Here is a 15,770-nt window from a genome sequence, read left to right on the forward strand (position 1 = left end):
TCAGGGCTGCTGCAGCTCGAAGCGCATGCCGGCGGTGAGCTGCAGGTGCTGCCCGTCGTAGGCCTGGATGAGGTGCTGCACGGCCTCCAGCTCGCGCCGCTTCGCCGCCGTCTTCGCAGGGCCTGCGCGCTTGAGGGCCGCGAGGCGGCGGCGCGCGCTGGGCAGCACCTTCGCGGCGAGGGCCGGGGGCAGCAGGTTCTGGATGCTCAGCACGCCGCTCGTCTCGAACGCGAGGATGGAGGAGCGGTTGCGCAGGCTGCGGCCCAGCCCGCTGATGAGCAGCACCCGGTTGACGGCGTGCTCCGCCGTCTTGCGCGCCACGTCTCCGCCCTTCAGCGCTCCGAACCACAGCGTGAGCGGGCGCAGCAGCGGCCCCACGTCCAGCAGGCCCACCTGGTAGACACCCTGCAGCCGCTTCCACCAGCGCCGCTCGAGGTCGTCCGCCTCGCCCACGTAGGCGGGAGGGGCCCCGGGCGTGGCGGAGTGCACCACGAGGTACAGCCCGCTCCCGTGCGGCAGCCCCGCGAGGGGCCGCTTGAGCGCGAAGTCCGTGAGTGCGAAGGGCGCCGCGCGCCAGGTGAGGCCGAGCTGGCCGCTGCGCCGGGCGGGGGTCTCGCGCTCGAAGCCGAGCTCGGGCTCGGACGCGGCATCCGCCGCGGGCTCGCCGGCGGGCTGCGCGGCTCCGTCCGCGGCAGCGGCGTCGGCGCCGTCCGGTGCGCCGGCGTCCGCAGCGGCGTCGGCCGGCGGCTCGGTGGGCTCGGTGGGCTCGGTGGGCTCGGTGGGCTCCGCAGGCTCCGGGGCGGGCTCGGCCGCGGCAGGCGGCGGCGAGAAGGCGGGCCAGGCGACGGGCGCACCGCTCACGAGCCAGGGCCGGCGCGCCAGGAGCCAGGCCCAGCGCGGCACGCGCCTGCCGCCGTGGGACGCGGGGCGCGGCGCCGCTCGCGGGCTGCGCGGAGCGGGCCGTCCCCTGCGCCCACCCCCCGCGCGGAACGAGCCACGGCGGCCTCCGCGCATCTCCTCCTCGAGCTCACCGCCCCGCTCACCGGGCAGCCCACCCTCGAATGCCTGCTGCAGCGCTCCCTGCAGCTCTCCGTCGTGCTGGTACCATTTCGCCATCGCGTACCTCCGCTTGCTTCCGTGTGCCCTGTGCGCCGTCCAGCGCCTCGGCGAGCGCGGCGGCGCCCGCCTCCAGCTCGCTGCGGGTGTGGCGCGCGGTGAGCAGCAGGCTCACCGAGCGGCGCGGCCCGCAGCGCCCGCGCTGCAGCACCGCGCGCACCCCGCGCCGCCGCAGCCGCCCCTCGAGCGCGGCCGGGTCCACCGCGTCCGGCAGCGCCAGCCGCTGCACGGGGAAGAGCCCGCCCGAGGCCCGCAGCCCCGCCTCGGCGAGCCGCGCGCGCAGCTCCCGCACGCGCCGCGCGAGCCGCGCGCGCAGGGCCTCCCCCCGCGCTGCGTTGAGGGCGAGCGCACGCTGCGCGGCCCGCAGCACCGCGAGCGAGGGCGGGCTGCAGTGCACCCGCGTCTCCCCCCGCTCCTCCATTTGCGCGAGGCAGGCCTCGCTCCCGGCCGCCACGGCGAGCGGCACCCCGAAGGCCTTGGCGAGCGAGGCGCACCACAGCACCTGCGGCCCGCCCACCCCCGCGCGGCGCAGCGAGCCTCCGCCCCCCGCGCCGTAGGCGCTGCCCGCGCGGGGCGTCCCCCACACCCCGAGCGCCTGCGTGTCGTCCAGCACGAGCAGCCCGCCGCAGGGGCGCAGCAGCTCGAGGTAGCGCGCGAGCGGAGCGGCCCTCCCGCAGCCCGCGCAGAAGCCGTCCACGAGCACCAGCGCGCGCCCACCCGCGGCCTGCTGGAGCTGCCGCTGCAGCGCCTCGGGCCGGTGGTGCGCGAAGCCGCGCGCGGGCACCCCGCGTGCCGCCGCGCGCTCCAGGGCCCAGCGCGCCACGGGGTAGCTGCCCTCGTCCCACAGCAGCACCCCGGCCCCTGGGGCGAGCGCTCCGAACACGTCGAAGAACAGGTGCAGCGTGGAGGGGGAGAGCAGCGCGCGCGGAGCCCCCGCCAGCCGCGCGAGCGCGCGCGCCACCTCGGCGCTCTCCTCGGGCTCGCCCAGCGCCGCGGGCCTCCCCGAGCTCAGGCACTCCCAGGGAGCGAGGGCCCGGCTCTCGTGGTGCAGGCCCAGGTAGAGCGCGCTGGTGAAGTCGAGCACGGCCGCCCGCCCCCCGCCTCAGTGACGCCGCGTCTGCGCCTGCAGCGCGAGCCGGTTGCGCAGGTGCACCGAGGGCGGCACGTAGCGCTCCGAGAGGTGGCGCGCGTCGGTGACCTCCGCCGTGAGGTCCACGCCCGTGGCCGCGCGGTACGCGTGGATGTAGCCCTGGATCTCCGCCCTCCAGTAGCGCGCCCAGTTCGCCGCCTGGTTCGGGTTGCTCGCGAGGCTCCAGCCGCCGTAGCGCACCGAGAGCAGCAGCTGCTCGCCGAACACCGCGAGGTCGTGGAAGTGCACCACGCTCACGTCCGTCCAGCCCTGCAGGCTCTTCATCGCGTCCACGCGGTCCATCCACGCCTCGGGGTAGGGCACCATCACCCTCCCGCCGAAGAACTCGCGCATCTCCGGGCGCGACAGCAGCCACTGCTGCACGAGCATCTCCTGGCGCGCCGTGGAGGGCAGGTCCCCGAACTGGTTGTGCGCGCCCTGCGCCAGCAGGTAGTGCGTCTCCTTGATGGCGTTGAGCACCGGGAAGCCGTCCGCCACCACCGTGGTGTCGTCGTCCTGCCGGAAGAACTGCACGCAGCGGTGCAGCAGCGTGTGGAAGGACTCGAGGAACTTCGAGCGGCGCTCCGCGGCGCGCTGGCCCGCCACCGCGCGCCCGTGCAGCGGGAAGCCGTACTGGTGCGCGTACTCCGAGGCGCGCCGCGCCACGCTGAGGCGGTTCTGCTCGTCCTGGATGTAGCCCCACAGCAGGTTGTTCAGGGGGCGCAGCGGGTCGATCTCCATGTTGAGCAGCCCGTTGCCGTCCTCCGCGCCCACGTTCTGGAAGCGCTGGCTGATGTAGTTGAGCGTCTGCGCCAGCATTCCCTCCTCGTGCCAGTAGTTCCAGATGAGCTCGAGGAAGCAGGGCAGGGCGAGCTTCTCGCGGATGATGCCCACGCAGTCGATGCGGCGCCCCTCGTGGTGGTGCGCGGAGGTGAGCGGCACGTCCGGCAGCTTCTCGCGGCAGATGGCCAGGTAGGGCAGCGCCGCGTCCGGCGTGCCGTTCACGTCCTCCAGGTACTTGCTCCACATGTTGCCGAGGAACTTCAGCGGGTCCTTCGCGCCGCCCAGCGGCAGCTCGAGCCGCGCCTCCTCCTCCTGGAGGTCGATGTCCTCCATCAGCTCCTCGAGGTCCACCATCACGCCGCAGTTCACCATCATGAAGGCCTCGGTGGCCGACTTGAGGCGCCGGTACGCGTCCACGCCGGGGAAGGGCAGGCGCATGCGCGAGTGCTTCACCGCCTTCACCGCGTCACGCACGCCGTGCGGGTGCACCGCGTGCGTGTCCGTGTGCGAGCCCTCGCGGCACAGCACCTCGTCGATGAAGTTGACGTAGTTGCCGAAGGAGAGCGCATCGGTGCTGCGGCGGATGATCATCCAGAGGATCTCGTCCGTCGTGGCCGCGTGGCTGGTGCGCCGCAGCGCCACGGGCAGCGGTCCGCCGCGCAGCAGCGTCTCGCCGAAGCCATCGTGGCTCGCGAGCGTCGCGCCGCCCGCTCCGGGCGCCACCATCGCCCCCGGCAGGGGGGTGCCCGTCTCCGGAGCGGCGTAGCTGCGCAGCGGTGCGGACGCGCCGCTGAAGCCCGGCGGGAACGCCGTCGGTCCTGCGGGCGCCACCGTCGCGACCGGCGCAGCGGCCGCGCCCGGCGAGGCGCTCGCCGTGGGCGAGCTGAAGCTTCCCGGCGAGGTGCTCGCGCCGGGCGATGCGGCCCCACCCGGTGCGCTGCTCGTACCCGGAGCCGCGGACGCGGCCGGTGAAGCGCCCGCGCCCGGCGCAGCGCTCGCACCCGGTGCAGGCCCAGCTGCCGGTGCGCCCGTGGACGGTGACGCGGCGGCTGCGGGGCTTCCCGTGGGTGCACTGCCGCCCGCACCTGCGGACGCGGAGAGCGACGCGCTGGAGGTCGCGGCCGGCGCGGGCGAGACGCCCGGGCGCGCCTCCACGACGGCGACCTCCTCGCCGGTGTAGCTGTGCAGCAGCTTCGCCTGCGCGTCGAACTGCAGGAGCGAGACGCGCACGATGTAGCCGCCGGGGGTGAGCCCGGTGGTGTCCCACTCGGCGCGGTCGCTGGTAGACTGCAGCGGCTCCACCTGGCCGCGCTCCACGCTCCACGCGTAGATGCTCTGCTTCACCGTGGAGTCCGGCACGGCCGGCGACGCCTGCAGCTTGACTCTGCCTCCCTCGGTGATGGTCTGGGGTGTGACGGTGATCGTGGCGCCAGGCATGTGCGTTCTCCTCTGTCCTCTAGTTCGTCGGGTATTGCCGCGAGCCGATGAAGCTGCGGGCCATCGCGCTCAGCTGCAGCGCGGCCGCTGCGGCTGGGGCAGTCGGCAGCGGCGCGGGCCGCGGGGCGCTGCGGTGCGCGGCGCAGATCTGCGAGGCATCCAGCGTGCCGCGCAGCGCCCAGTAGCGGAGCAGGTCGGCGAGCGCGTCTCCCTCCTCCTCGGGCGTGAGGCGCCCCGCGCAGCGCCCCTGGCCGATGACGGCGAAGGCCAGGGCGGGTGGCGCGCGGCGGATGGAGAGGCGCTGGGCGCGGTAGGCGTCCAGCAGCTCGGCGAGCCGGGCGGGCTGCCGTGCCCCCGTGTCCATCACCTGCGCGAGCGTGCGCCCGCGCAGGGCCTCGGGCCGGTGCTCCACCAGCAGCTGCACCACGCGCGGCACGCTCGCCTCCAGCGCCGCGATGAGGCTCCGGCGCTCCGGGTCCAGCCCCTCGAGCGGATAGAGCTGCTCCCACAGCTTCGCGAGCTCCGCCCACTGCGGATGCGGGTAGAGCGCGTCCCCCATCGCGCAGCTCGCCTTCACGCGCACCCAGGGCATGGGGTGCGGGTCGTCCGCGTTGGGGCGGAACACGAAGGGGCGCGGCAGGCTCACCACCCCGAGCAGCCCGAAGGTGGCCGCCATGCCCACCCGCGCCACCGACCAGTAGTCCGCCACCACCTCGCTGATCCACCGCTCCCACAGCTGCAGCGCCCGCTGCTCGTCCTCGCCTCGTGCGCGCATCCCCGCGAAGGCCTGGCGCAGCGAGGGCACCAGGTCCAGCAGCGCCGCGCCCTGGTGGCCCACCTCGTGGATGAGCGAGGAGGCGATGCCGCTGCCGATCATCCGCTCGCGCGGCACGCGGATGAGCGCCACCGGGTTCTCCCCGCCGCCCGGCAGCCGCGTGCGCGCCCGGCGGATGGCCGCCCCGGGGCCGCGCGCGAGGTAGCAGAGCACCGGGGGCGCCGTGCAGTAGCCGGGCAGCTCCAGCGCGTCCTTCGCCACCACGTCCAGCCCGGCGAGCCACACGCCGTTGTCCGCCTCGCTGCGCTGGCTCATCGCCTCGCTGAAGATGTCGAAGTGGCCGAGCACCACGTTGAAGCGCAGGCGCAGGAAGGTGAAGCGCCGCTGCATCGCGGCCGGGGGCGCCCACTGCCCGTCCGGCCCCTCCACCCACGCGAGGAAGCGCTGCAGCTGCGCGTTCAGCTCGCGCCGGCCGCGCTGCAGGCAGCCCTCGATGGCGGCCTGCGCCTCCACGGTGAGCGCCGCGGCGGGCACCATGGTCTCCGACATGGCGAAGGACTTGATGCGCTCGAGCCGCGTGAGCATCGCGCGGGCCTCCTGCGAGAGCACCCACGAGGCGAAGGAGCCGGCGCGCATGGCGGCTACAGCCCGTAGAGGACGACCCGGTTGCCCTTGCGCACCCAGCGCCCGGTGTTGTGGGTGCCGTGGTGCGCGCTCGACTGCGCCGTGAGTCCGGGCGCGAAGCGCTGCAGCGCCTGGGCGACGGCGTTCTGTGCCGCGGCCTGCGGGTTGAGCCCGCCCTGCGTCAGGGCCGTGCGCGCCGCGTCCGCGGAGAGGCGCACCACCTGCTTCGCTACCTCGAACTCACGGTCCTCGGCGCTCAGGCCCTCGAGCTCCAGCCCCAGCGCGCTGCCCGCCATGCCGGCCAGCTTGCCGCCCACCACGCCGCCGATGCCCGGCACCACCAGGTTGCCCAGCGCCGCGCCCGCCATGGGCAGCGCCGTCTTCGCCACCGACTTGAGCACGCCGCCCAGCGCCTGCCCGATGGGCGAGCGCACCACCTTGCCCACCGCGCCGCCCACCTTCTTGATGAGGCTGCCGAGGAACTGCTCCAGCTCCTGGTCGTTCTGCACCTCGAGCAGCTCGGTGGCGAGCTCGTTCAGCTCGTTCTCCTGGAAGACCTCGCCCCACTCGCCCTCGGCGTTGAACTCGAACTCGAAAGACTCGCCCTCCATCTGCCGGTAGGTCCGATCCAGGTCGTGCATGGCCCTGCTCCTGTGCTGGGGTTCGCGGCCGGTCCCGGCCGTCTAGGTCACCCCTGCCCAGTGCATCGGCGATGCCACGCGCGCGCTCACTCGGGAGCACGGCGCGCAGCGCCCTCAGCGGCCGAAGCGCGCTTCGCGGCCGGGCCCGCGCCCACCGCGCCCCCGCGAAGCGGGCTTCGTCAGCGTCCCCTCGCCCCCTGGACGCTGAGCGGCTCGACCGCGTGCACCTCCCGCCAGCACTCCAGCGCCTCCTTGCCGAGGCGCAGCACCAGCGGCCCGAGGAACAGACCCGCGGGGCCCAGCCCCAGCGCCCCGCCGAACATCCCGAGGATGAGCAGCCCGGAGTCGAGCCGCAGCCGGCCGAGCCGCGCGAAGAGCGGGCCGATGAGGTTCTCCACCACCGCGATGACGCCGCCGCCCACCGCGAGCAGGATGAGCGCCCGGGTCGTCGCCCCGACGAGGAAGAGGCCGAGCGCGACCGGAATCCACACGAGCGGGCTGCCCACCACCGGCAGCACCGCGAACACGGCGCAGATGAAGCCCAGGGTCCCCGGCCGTGGCACGCCGAGCGCGAGGAAGGTGACGCTGCACAGCACGCCCTGGGTGAGGCAGGTGAGCGCCACGTAGGCGAGCAGCCCCCGGCCCGTCTCCTGGAACGCGGCCGCGAGCCGGTCGAAGTGCTCCCCGCGCAGCGGCTGGTGCGCGCGCGCCCAGCGGTAGAGCTCCTCTCCGCGCGCGAGCAGCCCGAAGGCCGAGAGCCCGAGGAAGAAGAAGAACAGCACGGTGCCCAGCGCGAAGAGCGCGCCCAGCTTCGCCACGCCCTGCGCGTCCTCGGCGTGGTCCTTCACCAGCTGCTCCACCTTGCCGGCGCTGGGCTTCTGCTTCCCGGGCTCCACCAGCGAGACGAGCGCCGCCTTGGGGCCCTCGCTCGAGGAGAGGGCGGTGGCGAGCCCCATCGCCCCGTCCCCGAGGAACTTGTACAGCGTGCCGATGGGCAGCGCCACGCCCAGCACCAGCAGCAGCGTGAGCAGCCCCGCGCTGACGTTGCGCTTGAAGGGCAGCCGGTCGCGCAGGGGCCGCACGAGGTGCGCGAACCAGGCCCCCAGCACCAGCGGGAGCAGGATGGGGCGCACCAGCAGCAGCGTCAGGGCTGCGAAGAGCAGCGAGACCCACGCGATGGCACGGTTCGGACGAGGCGCTGGAGACTCCATGGGCGGGCACGCTGGGGTGCCCTGGCCCGGGGCGCAACCGCCGCGCCCCGGCAGGTGTCAGCCGGGAGGCAGGCCCGCCCTCCCGGCAGCACGCTCAGTGCGACTTCTTCTGCTTCGGCTTGCGGAACTTGAAGGTGAACTGGTCCGTCTTGCCGCGCACCGAGGGGTCGAACACCTTCACCTTGTGGTCATCCGCCGGATTCTTCAGCAGCGGGCTCTCGCCCACGAACTCGAAGCCCGCCGCGAGCACCTGCTTCTTCACCAGCGCCGGGTCGATGCGGTGCAGCGTGTCCGTGTCGCGCACGCCCGAGCCCGCCTCGGCCACGTGGTCGATGACGATGTAGAGGCCGCCGGGCTTGAGCGCCGCGAACACCGCCTTGTTCAGCACCGCGGGGTCGGTGGGGCCCATGAAGGGGTCCGGGTAGTCGTGGTAGTTCTGCGAGGTGAACACCACGTCCACCGGCGTGGGCACGGCGAGCTGGGCGGCCGGCTGCACGATGACCTCGAGGTTGCCGAAGCCCGGCTCCTTCGCGAGCGCGCGCATCTTGTCCGAGTCCGGGTGCGACTCCTTGTCGTACTCGCTCGGCCACACGGCGTAGACCTTCCCCTTCGGGCCCACCACCTTGCTGAAGAGGCGGGTGAAGTAGCCGCCGCCCGGGATGAGCTCGAGCACGGTGTCCCCCGGCTTCACCCCGGAGAAGGCGAGCAGCTCGGGCCCCTTGCGGCGCGCGTCGTTCTTCGCGTCCTCGGCGCGCGCCGGGTCCTTGGCGGCCTTGGCGATGGCCGGTGGGGGCGCCGCCCAGGCGGAGGCGGCGAGCAGGAGGGTGGCGACGGCGGCGGTCCATCTCATGGCGGGCGCTCCTTCGGAAGAGGAGCCCCGGACGCTAGCAGCGCCCCCGCGGCCCGCACCTGCCCCTTAGGCCACCTCGGCGACCGGTGCCGCAAACTGGGCGTTGTAGAGCGCCGCGTAGGCGCCGCCGGCCGCGAGCAGCTCGGCGTGGCTGCCCTGCTCCACGATGCGCCCCGCCTCCATCACCAGGATGGTGTCCGCGTCGCGGATGGTGGAGAGCCGGTGCGCGATGACGAAGCTGGTGCGCTGCTGGCGCAGCGCCGCCATCGCCTGCTGGATGAGCACCTCGGTGCGCGTGTCCACCGAGCTCGTCGCCTCGTCGAGGATGAGGATGCTGGGGTTCGCGAGGAAGGCGCGCGCGATGGTGAGCAGCTGCTTCTCGCCGGCGCTCACCGTGCCGCCCTCGTCGTCGATGACCGTGTCGTAGCCCTGCGGCAGCGAGTGCACGAAGCGGTCCACGTACGCCGCGCGCGCGGCCGCCAATATCTGCTCCTCGGTGGCCTCCAGGTTCCCGAACGCGAGGTTCTCCCGGATGGTGCCGCGAAAGAGCCACGTGTCCTGCAGCACCATGCCCATGCTCGAGCGCAGCTCGCGCCGCGTCATCCGCGAGATGTCCTGGCCGTCCAGCAGGATGGCGCCCCCGTCCAGCTCGTAGAAGCGCATCAAGAGATTCACCAGCGTGGTCTTGCCCGCGCCCGTGGGCCCCACGATGGCGATGGTGTGCCCGGGCTCCGCCACCAGCGAGAGCTGCTGGAGGAGCGGGTGGGCGGGGTCGTAGGAGAAGGACACGTCGCGCAGCTCGATGCGGCCGCGGCGCGGGGTCGCCGCCGGTCCGGTGGACTCGGGCACATCCGCGCGCTCCTCCTCCGCGTCCAGCAGCTCGAAGACGCGCTCGGCCGAGGCCATGCCGGACTGCAGCACGTTGGCCATGGCGGCGAGCTGGGCGAGCGGCTGGGTGAACTGCCGCGAGTACTGGATGAAGGCCTGCACCTCGCCCAGGGTCATCGTGCCCGAGGCCACCCGCAGCCCGCCCACCACCGCGATGGCCACGTAGTTCAGGTTGCCCAGGAACATCATCGCCGGCTGGATGGCGCCGGAGATGAACTGCGCGCCGAAGCTCGCGAGGAACAGCTGCTGGTTCTCCTCGCGGAAGCGCTCCTCCACGTCCTTGCTGCGGCCGAACACCTTCACCAGCGCGTGGCCCGTGAAGGCCTCCTCCACCAGCGCGTTGAGCGCGCCGGTGTGCTTCCACTGCGCCACGAAGCGCGGCTTGGAGCGCGCCGCGATGAAGCGCATCACCACCATGGAGAGCGGCACGGTCACCAGCGTCACCAGCGCGAGCACGGGCGAGACGACGAACATCATCGACACCACGGCCAGCACCGTGAGCGAGGAGTTGAGCAGCTGCCCGATGGACTGCTGCAGGCTCTGCGCCACGTTGTCGATGTCGTTGGTCACCCGGCTGAGCAGGTCGCCGCGCGGCTGCCGGTCGACATAGCGCAGGGGGAGCCGGTGCAGCTTCGCCTCCACGTCCGCGCGCAAGCCGGCCACCGTGCGCTGCACGATGCCCGCGAGCAGCCAGGACTGGAGATAGGCCGCGCCCGCGGACGCCACGTACAGCGCCATCGCGCCCAGCAGCACCCGGCGCAGCGCGGGCGTGTCGATGCCGCCCGCGCGCAGGCCGCTCAGCACCAGGTCCGTGGCGTGGCCGAGGATGCGCGGCCCCACGGCGGAGAGCGCCACGCTCACCACCGTGAGCACGATGACGGCGAGCACGCCCCGGCGCTCCGGGCGCAGGCGCACCAGCACGCGGCGCAGCGCACCCTTGAAGTTCTTCGACTTCTCCGTGGGCACGCCCAGCATCGGGCGGCCGAAGCCGCGGTTCTCTCCCGGGGGCGGCTTGGCGACGGGGCCCGGAGTTGCGGCGGGTGCGGGCCTCATGCGGCCTCCTCTGCGGTGCGCTGCGACTCGGCGATCTCGCGGTAGGTGGCGCAGGTCTCGAGCAGCTCGCGGTGCGTGCCCAGCCCCACGGGCCGGCCGTCCTCCAGCACCAGGATCTGGTCCGCGTGCGCGATGCTGGAGACGCGCTGCGCGACGATGAGCACCGTGGCCTCCGCCGTCACCGGCCGCAGCGCCGCGCGCAGGCGCGCGTCCGTCGCGGTGTCCAGCGCGCTGAACGCATCGTCGAAGAGGTAGATGCTGGGCCTGCGCACCAGCGCCCGCGCGATGGCGAGCCGCTGGCGCTGGCCGCCGGACACGTTGGTGCCGCCCTGGGTGATGGGCGCCTCGAGCCCGCCGGGCAGCTGGCGCACGAAGTCCGCCGCCTGGGCCACCTCGAGCGCGCGCCACAGCGCCTCGTCCGTCGCCTGCGGGTCCGCGTAGCGCAGGTTGCTCGCCACCGTGCCCGAGAAGAGGAAGGGCCGCTGCGGCACCAGCCCGATGCGGCTCCAGAGCAGCTCGGGCTCCAGCGCGCGCACGTCCACCCCGTCCACCCGCACGCTGCCCTCGGTGGCGTCGAAGAGGCGCGGCACCAGGTTGATGAGCGTGCTCTTGCCCGCGCCCGTGCTGCCGATGATCGCCGTCACCTGGCCTGCGTGCGCGGTGAGGCTCACGCCCGCGAGCACCGGCGCCTCGGCGCCCGGGTAGCGGAAGCCCACGCCCTGCAGCTCCAGCAGCCCGCGGCGCGGCAGCTCGGTGACGGGATTCGGCGCGGTGACCACGGAGGAGCGCGTGTCCAGCACCTCCTGGATGCGCACCGCGCACACCCGGGCGCGGGGCAGGAACAGCGTGACGAAGGTGGCCATCATCACCGAGATGAGGATCTGCACCAGGTAGCTGAGGAACGCGATGAGCGCGCCCACCTGCATCTGGCCCGCGCCCAGCCGGAGGGCGCCGAACCACAGCGCCGCCACGCTGGAGGCGTTGAGCACCAGGATGACGATGGGAAAGAGGAAGGCCATGAGGCGCCCGGCCCGCAGCGCCGTGTCCATGACGGCGTCGTTCGCGCTGCCGAAGCGCGCCATCTCGTGCGGCTCGCGCACGAAGGCGCGCACCACGCGCAGCCCGGTGAGCTGCTCGCGCAGCACCTGGTTCACCCGGTCGATGCGGACCTGCAGCTGCTGGTACAGCGGCACCATGCGCGCCGTCACCAGGCCGATGGAGCCCGCGAGCACCGGGATGCTCACCGCGAGGATGAGCGAGAGCGGCCCGTCCTGCTGCAGCGCCATCACCAGGCCGCCCACCACGGTGATGGGCGCGGGCACCAGCATCGCGCTGCTCATCACCACCAGCAGCTGCACCTGCTGCACGTCGTTCGTGATGCGCGTGATGAGCGAGGGCGCGCCCAGCTGCGCCACCTCGCGCGCGCTGTAGCCCGTCACGCGGTGGAAGAGCGCCCCGCGCACGTCCCGCCCGAAGCCCATCGCCGTGCGCGCCGAGAGGTACGTCGCGCCGACCGCGAAGGCCACCTGCACCAGCGTCACCGCGAGCATCGCCGCGCCGATGCGCCAGATGTAGCCGGTGTCCCCGGTGGCGATGCCCCGGTCGATGAGGTCCGCGTTGAGCCGCGGCAGGTACAGCGACGTCATCACCTGCACCGTCTGCAGCGCGGCGACGGCGAGCAGCAGCCCGCGGTAGGGGCGCAGGTAGGTGCGCAGCAGCTGGGTCAGCATCGGTCCCTCTGGGCGACGAGCCACACGGCGAAGCCTCCGAGCGCGAGCGCGCAGCCCACCCAGCCGGTGGAGCGCCAGCCCCAGCCGGCCGCCACCGCCGCGCCTCCGAGCCAGGGGCCCAGCGCGTTCGCCGCGTTGAAGGCGCTGTGGTTGAGCGCGGCCGCGAGCGTCTGCGCGTCCCCCGCCACGTCCATCAGCCGCGTCTGCAGCACCGAGCTCAAGCCGCCGCCACAGGCCACGAGGAAGCCCGCCAGGGTGATGGTGACGAGGTGCCCGGTGGCAAAGGGGTAGAGCGCGAGCGTGGCGGCGCTCCACAGCAGCAGGCCTCCGGCCGCGCGCATCCCGAAGCGGTCCGCTGCCCAGCCGCCGAACACGTTGCCCGCGGTGAGCCCCGCGCCGAACACCGCGAGCACGAAGGGGATGACGGTGGCGCGCACGCCGGTGACGGCGAGCAGCGTGGAGGCAAGGTAGGCGTACACCGCGAACATCCCGCCGAAGCCCACCGCGCCGATGCCCAGGGTGAGCCACACCTGGCGGCGCTTGAGCGCGCCCAGCTCGCGCAGAGGGCTCGCGTCCGGGTGGGGTGGGTCGCGCGGGGCGAGCCCGAGGACGAGCGCCATGGTGAGCAGCGCGAGCGCGGCCACGATGCCGAAGGTCCAGCGCCAGCCGAGCAGCAGGCTCACCGTGTTGGCGAAGGGCACGCCGATGACCGTGGCGATGGTGAGCCCCAGCAGCACGCGCGACACCGCCTGGCTGCGGCGCTCGCGCGGGGCCACCGAGGCCGCCACGAGCGAGGCCACGCCGAAGTAGGCCCCGTGCGGCACGCCGCTGAGGAAGCGGAAGGCGAGCATCCAGCCGTAGGTGGGCGCGAGCGCGCTCAGGCCGTTGCCCACGGCGAAGAGGGCCATGAGCAGCACCAGCAGCAGCCGGCGCGAGAGGCGCGCGCCGAGCACCGCGAGCACCGGCGCGCCGATGACCACGCCCAGCGCGTAGGCGCTGATGACGTGGCCCGCGGTGGGCTCGTCCACGCCGAGCCCTCGCGCGAAGGCGGGCAGGATGCTCATCGCGGCGAACTCGGTGGTGCCGATGGCAAAGCCCCCCATCGCGAGGGCGAAGAGGGTGAGGCTCGCGTGGGGCGCGCGGGCGACGGTGCGGGAGACGGGTGCGTCGTTGACGAAGAGATCAGCCACGGGGGGCTTCCCATAAGGGAGCCGCCCCCGGGAAGCCAGCGCCACTGCGTCCTGGAGTGAGGGTGCCGGGTTCCCCCACCTGCGCCCTGCCGGACCTACCCGGATGGGCTCAGCGCGGGTCGCGCGAGGCAAGCTGCTTCTTGCGGAGCAGGCGCTCCGAGCGCATGACGTGCAGCACGAAGACCCGCTGCCCGTCGTAACGATAGAAGACGCGGCAGGGCGGCTCCACCAGCTGCCGGTAGCGGGAGCGCGGGAGCTCTGGAGGCCGGCTTCCGCTCTCCGGATGCGCTGCCAGCTGCTCGACGTGATGGAGCACGCGCTGGACGAGCTCCGAGGCGGCCACCGGGTTCTCCAGCGCGATGTAGTCGGCGATGGCGTCCAGGTCGCTCAGCGCCGGCTCCGACCAGACTATTTCAGCCATCGGGAGAGGCGCGCCTTGGCCTGAGCATGGGTCGCCACCCGCCCTTCGGCGACTGCCTGCTCGCCGCGGGCAATGCCCTCGAGCACCGCCATGCGCTGCTGCATCCGCTCGTAGCTCTCCACGTCCACCAGATAGGCGCTGGGAAGCCCGTGCTGCGTGATGAGGATGGGCTCCTTGTCCTGCTCCAGCTCCGACAGCAGCTCGGTGGCCCGACGCTTCAGGGTGGTGACGAGCTCGGTGCGCATGGAGTGATACTCTAGTGTCACTCCATGGGAGCTGCAAGGCTGGGTAGGATGCGCGCCCATGCCCTCCTCAGAGCCCTCCCCGGCCGCTGCCGAGACCCCGGTCGTCTTCACCCAGGCCGTCGAGGGCGTGCTCCGCGCGCTCGGTCGCCTGCCGACCGTACAGGACTGCACCTTCGACGTGAGCTGGCAGGAGGGCTGAAGCGCGGGAGGCACCTCCGATGGGTCCCGTCCTCGCCGCGCTCGCCGTCATCCTCCGCCGGCGATGGCGATGGTGGCCGCGTGGCTCAACGCGCGGCACGCGGGACGCTCCATCGTCCCGGGATGGATCCTCCACGGCGTCGGCAACCTGTGGGCGTACAGCCTGGTCGCCTTCGGGAGCTGAGCGCGCCGGGCGCACCCGCCTAGAGGAAGGAGAGGAACTCGGCCGCGCTGAGCGTGTCCTGCCCGGGGGGCGGGGGCTCGAAGGGGAACTGGGCGAAGAAGTCCGAGACGGGCAGCTGGGCCTCGGCCGCGCTGAGGCCGCACACCACGGGCTCAGGGGCGGGCACGGGCGGCTCCCTCCAGGGCGCTCAGCGCGCGCGCCAGGTTGCCGTCCGCACCGGTCACCGCGGCCTCCAGCTCCGCCTTGCGCGCCTGGCTCAGCACCAGGAAGGTGCAGGGCCCACGCCCCTGCGCGCTGCAGCGCAGCTCGCGCACCACCAGCAGCTTCTGCGCGAGGTGGTTGAAGAGGGCGCGGAAGTAGCCGCTGAAGAGGTGGCAGCGCGGGCTTGCCGCGGCGCCCACACTCTCGGCCAGCGCGTTGCGCTCCAGGGTGAGCACGATGGCGCCGGTCGTGCGGCTCGCGCTGAAGTCCACCCCCAGCCGACCCCAGCCCTGGCGCTGCAACGAGCCGGCGATGAGCTCCACGGCCTGCTGGATGGGCAGCTCGCGCAGGCCCTTGAGGTGTGCCTCCAGCGTCTCCATCTCCAGGTCCACCACGGCGAGCCGCCCCCAGCGCAGTCCCCACTCGCCGCAGAATGGCCCCCAGGCCTGCGGCGCCATGCGCTCCCAGGTGCCCATCAGGGACGCGAAGAAGAGCGGGGGCGTGTACACCGCGCGGCGCGCGGCCCGGTCTCGTAGGACGCCCTGGCGGGGCTCCGCGGGTGCGAGCTCCAGCTGCAGCGGGGCCTTTATCTCCAGCGGCACCTGCGGGCGCGGGGCGAGGAAGCGGGTGCGGTTGATGACCAGGTGCACGCGCCGGCCGTTGGCCGCACGCACCATCTCCACCGACACCTGCTGCGCGCCGAACTTGAAATCGAAGATGTAGTCGAAGCTCACCGTGCGCGCGGTGGCGCCGGGGCGCGTGAACTCGCGGAAGCACCCCTCGAACTGCGCCGTGGCGGTGCAGGGCGCCACCTCGTGGAAGAAGCTCCTGCCGAGCACCTGGTTGCGGTCCAGGCGCGCGAGCCGGCTCTCCGCCAGGTTGTACTGCTCGATGGTGCCGTCCAGCGAGAGACCCACGATGCCGTAGGGCAGCAGGTCCAGTTCCGCGTCCGTGCGCTCCCCGAGCGCGAGCAGGTCCACGGGGGCAGCGAGCTCGGGCTCGGGCAACTCGGTCAGCGGGAGCAGGGGCAGCATGGGGCCTTCCGGAAGGGGGCGGGACGGCCCCTGTACGGATGACACCCGGGGTTGGATCTC

At 73.5% G+C, this 15,770-nt stretch carries 15 protein-coding genes; 1 reads left to right on the forward strand and 14 read right to left on the reverse strand.

Annotated elements, in window-relative coordinates:
- The 12 genes from FGE12_RS04590 to FGE12_RS04645 all read right to left on the reverse strand — a co-directional run bounded on the left by FGE12_RS04590 (position 1) and on the right by FGE12_RS04645 (position 14,093).
- A complete protein-coding gene (locus FGE12_RS04590) occupies positions 1–1,116 on the reverse strand; it encodes a hypothetical protein (RefSeq protein WP_153865034.1) in 1,116 nt (371 codons plus the stop codon).
- A complete protein-coding gene (locus tag FGE12_RS04595) occupies positions 1,040–2,200 on the reverse strand; it encodes an aminotransferase class I/II-fold pyridoxal phosphate-dependent enzyme (protein ID WP_194797581.1) in 1,161 nt (386 codons plus the stop codon). Before FGE12_RS04595 ends, FGE12_RS04590 begins: the two co-directional genes overlap by 77 nt.
- Before the next feature lie 18 nt (positions 2,201–2,218).
- Positions 2,219–4,465, reverse strand: a complete 2,247-nt coding sequence (locus FGE12_RS04600) for an 8-amino-7-oxononanoate synthase (protein WP_153865035.1) — start codon at positions 4,463–4,465, stop codon at positions 2,219–2,221.
- A gap of 19 nt (positions 4,466–4,484) precedes the next feature.
- Positions 4,485–5,876 carry a hypothetical protein gene (locus FGE12_RS04605; RefSeq protein ID WP_153865036.1) on the reverse strand — a complete coding sequence of 464 codons (1,392 nt, stop codon included), beginning with the start codon at positions 5,874–5,876 and terminating at the stop codon, positions 4,485–4,487.
- Positions 5,877–5,881: 5 nt separating this feature from the next.
- Complete coding sequence (locus FGE12_RS04610; protein ID WP_153865037.1) at positions 5,882–6,505, reverse strand: hypothetical protein; 624 nt, start codon at positions 6,503–6,505, stop codon at positions 5,882–5,884.
- A gap of 179 nt (positions 6,506–6,684) precedes the next feature.
- The gene (locus tag FGE12_RS04615; RefSeq protein ID WP_153865038.1) at positions 6,685–7,716 is read right to left on the reverse strand and encodes an AI-2E family transporter; all 1,032 of its coding nucleotides are present in this window, start codon (positions 7,714–7,716) and stop codon (positions 6,685–6,687) included.
- A gap of 94 nt (positions 7,717–7,810) precedes the next feature.
- Positions 7,811–8,566, reverse strand: coding sequence for a class I SAM-dependent methyltransferase (locus FGE12_RS04620; protein WP_153865039.1), 756 nt, complete (start codon positions 8,564–8,566; stop codon positions 7,811–7,813).
- Positions 8,567–8,632: 66 nt separating this feature from the next.
- Complete coding sequence (locus FGE12_RS04625) at positions 8,633–10,507, reverse strand: ABC transporter ATP-binding protein (protein ID WP_153865040.1); 1,875 nt, start codon at positions 10,505–10,507, stop codon at positions 8,633–8,635.
- The gene (locus FGE12_RS04630; RefSeq protein ID WP_153865041.1) at positions 10,504–12,237 is read right to left on the reverse strand and encodes an ABC transporter ATP-binding protein; all 1,734 of its coding nucleotides are present in this window, start codon (positions 12,235–12,237) and stop codon (positions 10,504–10,506) included. Before FGE12_RS04630 ends, FGE12_RS04625 begins: the two co-directional genes overlap by 4 nt.
- On the reverse strand, positions 12,231–13,427 hold the full coding sequence (locus FGE12_RS04635; RefSeq protein ID WP_370458882.1) for an MFS transporter: 1,197 nt from the start codon (positions 13,425–13,427) through the stop codon (positions 12,231–12,233). Before FGE12_RS04635 ends, FGE12_RS04630 begins: the two co-directional genes overlap by 7 nt.
- 109 nt (positions 13,428–13,536) lie before the next feature.
- Complete coding sequence (locus tag FGE12_RS04640) at positions 13,537–13,848, reverse strand: type II toxin-antitoxin system RelE/ParE family toxin (RefSeq protein WP_153865042.1); 312 nt, start codon at positions 13,846–13,848, stop codon at positions 13,537–13,539.
- Positions 13,836–14,093, reverse strand: coding sequence for a type II toxin-antitoxin system Phd/YefM family antitoxin (locus FGE12_RS04645; protein WP_153865043.1), 258 nt, complete (start codon positions 14,091–14,093; stop codon positions 13,836–13,838). The genes FGE12_RS04640 and FGE12_RS04645 overlap by 13 nt, the downstream gene beginning before the upstream one ends.
- A 58-nt stretch (positions 14,094–14,151) precedes the next feature.
- Here FGE12_RS04645 and FGE12_RS04650 point away from each other — a divergent pair, with 58 nt between their 5' ends.
- Positions 14,152–14,292, forward strand: a complete 141-nt coding sequence (locus FGE12_RS04650; RefSeq protein ID WP_153865044.1) for a hypothetical protein — start codon at positions 14,152–14,154, stop codon at positions 14,290–14,292.
- A gap of 202 nt (positions 14,293–14,494) precedes the next feature.
- On the opposite strand, the gene FGE12_RS04655 is transcribed toward FGE12_RS04650, so the two are convergent.
- Positions 14,495–14,641 carry a hypothetical protein gene (locus FGE12_RS04655; RefSeq protein WP_153865045.1) on the reverse strand — a complete coding sequence of 49 codons (147 nt, stop codon included), beginning with the start codon at positions 14,639–14,641 and terminating at the stop codon, positions 14,495–14,497.
- A complete protein-coding gene (locus tag FGE12_RS04660; RefSeq protein WP_153865046.1) occupies positions 14,628–15,710 on the reverse strand; it encodes a V4R domain-containing protein in 1,083 nt (360 codons plus the stop codon). The genes FGE12_RS04655 and FGE12_RS04660 overlap by 14 nt, the downstream gene beginning before the upstream one ends.
- Positions 15,711–15,770: the final 60 nt, after the last annotated feature.

Origin of the sequence: Aggregicoccus sp. 17bor-14, from assembly GCF_009659535.1 — a bacterium.
Taxonomy (GTDB): Bacteria; Myxococcota; Myxococcia; order Myxococcales; family Myxococcaceae; genus Aggregicoccus.